The following is a 2,914-nucleotide window of genomic DNA, read 5'->3' on the forward strand; positions in this document are numbered from 1 at the left end:
GCTCGCCGCGGCCCGGGCCGGCCGCTCCCCCGCCCTGGCCGACCGGCTGGCCGAAGCCGGCGTCCTCACGGTCGCGGACGTCGCCGACACCGCGGGCGCCGGCGACCCGGCGGTGCAGGCCATGGTGCGCGACGCGGCCCGCCGCCTGGGTCAGGTGCTGGTCGGGCTGGTCAGCTTCGTCAATCCGGCCATCGTGATCATCGGTGGGGCCCCGGCCAGCCTCGGGCACACGCTGCTCGCCGAGATCCGGGCCGTGGTCTACCGCCGGTCCACGCCGCTGGCCACCGGGACGATGCCGATCGTCCTCTCCGACCTGGGCGAGCGGGCCGGCGTGGTGGGCGCGGCCCGGCTGATCAGCGACCAGGCCTTCGCCGCCGGCTGACCCACCACCGCCCGGCCCGGTCGCCTGATCGACCCGCTGTGACGGCATCGGCGCCTCCGCCGGGGCGGGGCACCACGATGTCGGGAAGCGGGTCGACCAAGCGGCCCGGGGCCGCGGGTCAGTCCTTGCTGGTGAAGGCGGCGTCGAAGGCCGCCGCCGGGGCGTCGAAGGCGAGCCGGCGGACGAACTGGAGCGCCTCCGGGGCCCCGACCAGCCGGTCCATGCCGGCGTCCTCCCACTCGATCGAGATCGGGCCGGCGTAGCCGATCGCGTTCAACGCCCGGAAGCAGTCCTCCCACGGCACGTCGCCGTGCCCGGTGGAGACGAAGTCCCAGCCGCGTCGCATGTCCGCCCAGGGCAGGTGGGAGGCGAGCCGGCCGCGCCGGCCGTCCCCGGTACGCACCTTGGCGTCCTTGCAGTCGACGTGGTAGATCCGGTCGGCGAAGTCGAAGATGAAGTTCACCGGGTCCAGCTCCTGCCAGACGAAGTGCGACGGGTCCCAGTTCAGCCCAAACGCGGGCCGGTGGCCGATCGCCTCCAGCGCCCGCTTCGTCGTCCAGTAGTCGTACGCGATCTCGCTCGGGTGCACCTCGTGGGCGAAGCGCACACCGACGGAGTCGAAGACGTCGAGGATCGGGTTCCACCGGTCGGCGAAGTCCTGGTAGCCGCGGTCGATCATCGACGGGGGCACCGGCGGGAACATCGCCAGGGTGTGCCAGATCGACGAGCCGGTGAAGCCGACGACGGTGTCCACGCCGAGCTTCGCCGCCGCCCGGGCGGTGTCCTTGATCTCCTCGGCGGCCCGTCGGCGTACCCCCTCGGGTTCGCCGTCGCCCCAGATCCGGGCCGGCAGGATGCCCTGGTGCCGCTCGTCGATCGGGTGGTCGCAGACGGCCTGGCCGACCAGGTGGTTGGAGATCGCGTACACCTTCAGGTTGTGCTTCGCGAGGGTCTCCCGCTTCCGGTCGACGTACGACTCGTCGGCGAGCGCCCGGTCGACCTCGAAGTGGTCGCCCCAGCAGGCGATCTCCAGCCCGTCGTAGCCCCACTCGGAGGCGAGCCGGCAGACCTCGTCGAACGGAAGGTCGGCCCACTGGCCGGTGAAGAGCGTGATGGGTCGCGCCATTGTCCTTCTCCCCTGTCGTGAATGGGGGATTCCTTGCGGGACCGGGGCGAGGGTGACCGGGACGGGCCGGTGCGCCGGCGGACCGGACGTGCGGACCGGTGGGCACGTCGGGACGCACCTGGGCCCGACGGGTTGCGCCTCCCGTCGGGTCACCGGCCACCTGCACGGTCGCCGCCCCCACTCTAGGTGCGCCCGGACCGGTTGAGAAGGCCCGACGACCCCCGACGACCCGACCGGCGGAGACCACCGGCGTCCCGGCCCGTCGCGGCCCCGAGTTGGGCGCATGAACGGGGCAGCTCCACAAAACGCGCCCACTTGTCCCGCCGTCCGGCGGCTCAGGCGCGGAGCACCTTCTGGTCGTCGGCCAGCACCCGGATCGTCACTCGGCCACCTCCTCGGGGGCGGGCAGCTCCGCGCGGACGGCGAAGCCGCCGCTGGGGCGCGGGCCGGCGGAGAAGGTGCCGCCGACCGACTCGGCCCGCTCCCGCATGCCGAGCAGCCCGAGCCCGGTCCCGGGCGGTTGCGGGCCTGTGGGCGGCTCCGGGCGGACCGCCTCGGCGGGCCGGTCCATCGCGATGGCGCCGGCGCCGTCGTCGCGTACCTCGATGGTGACGCCCTCGGGGTCGTAGCGCAGGCGGACGGCGACGGCGGCGCCCGGCGCGTGCTTGTGCGCGTTGGTCAGCGACTCCTGGATGATCCGGTACGCGGCCACGTCCACCGCCGTGGGCAGCGGCCGGGGCTGCCCGGCCAGGGTCCAGTGCACCGGCTGGCCGGTGGCGAAGCCCTCCACCAGCGCGTCCAGCCGGTTCAAGCTCGGGGCCGGCTCGGTGGGCGCGTCGGTCTCCTCGTCGCGACGCAGCACCCCGAGCACGGTGGACAGCTCGGCCAGCACGGTGCGGCTGGCGGCGCGGACGTGCCCCAGCGCCTCCTCGGCCGCGTCCGGCTGCCCGCGCAGCAGGTGGCCGGCCACCCCGGCCTGCACGTTGATCAGCGCGATGTGGTGGGCGACCACGTCGTGCAGCTCGCGGGCGATGCGCAGCCGCTCCTCGGCGACGCGGCGGCGGGCCTCCTCCTCCCGGGTCTGCTCGGCCCGTCGGGCCCGCTCCTCCAGCACGGCGACGTACGCCCGCCGGCTGCGCACCGCGTCCCCGACGGCGACGGCGACGCCGAACCAGAGCAGCAGCACCACGACCGCCGGGTCGATCCACGCCACCCCGAGGGTGGCGACCGCCGCCACGCCGACCGCGAGGGCGCTGAGGGCGGCGGCCAGGGTGGCGGTCCGCCGGTCCATCCTGTCGAAGCTGCGGGCCATCGCCGACGAGCTGGACACCGAGACCGCGAACGCGATCCTCTACGGCGCCAGCGACGAGGGGCCGGCCAACCGCCGCCTCGCCGAACTGCTCGAC

The 2,914-nt window shown here is 74.8% G+C and carries 3 protein-coding genes; 1 reads left to right on the plus strand and 2 read right to left on the minus strand.

Going from position 1 to position 2,914, the window contains the following annotated elements; all coding sequences use genetic code 11:
• A partial coding sequence (locus NCC78_RS30205; RefSeq protein WP_250798793.1) for an ROK family protein occupies nt 1–382 on the plus strand: 382 nt, incomplete at its 5' end.
• A 118-nt stretch (nt 383–500) separates the two neighbouring features.
• On the opposite strand, the gene NCC78_RS30210 is transcribed toward NCC78_RS30205, so the two are convergent.
• Both NCC78_RS30210 and NCC78_RS30215 read right to left on the minus strand, forming a co-directional pair.
• Nucleotides 501–1,508 (minus strand): sugar phosphate isomerase/epimerase family protein, encoded by a 1,008-nt coding sequence (locus NCC78_RS30210; protein ID WP_250798795.1) that lies wholly within the window; start codon nt 1,506–1,508, stop codon nt 501–503.
• Nucleotides 1,509–1,887: 379 nt separating this feature from the next.
• A complete protein-coding gene (locus tag NCC78_RS30215) occupies nt 1,888–2,820 on the minus strand; it encodes a sensor histidine kinase (RefSeq protein WP_372495238.1) in 933 nt (310 codons plus the stop codon).
• Nucleotides 2,821–2,914: the final 94 nt, after the last annotated feature.

This window comes from Micromonospora phytophila, from assembly GCF_023656545.1.
Lineage (GTDB): Bacteria > Actinomycetota > Actinomycetes > Mycobacteriales > Micromonosporaceae > Micromonospora > Micromonospora phytophila.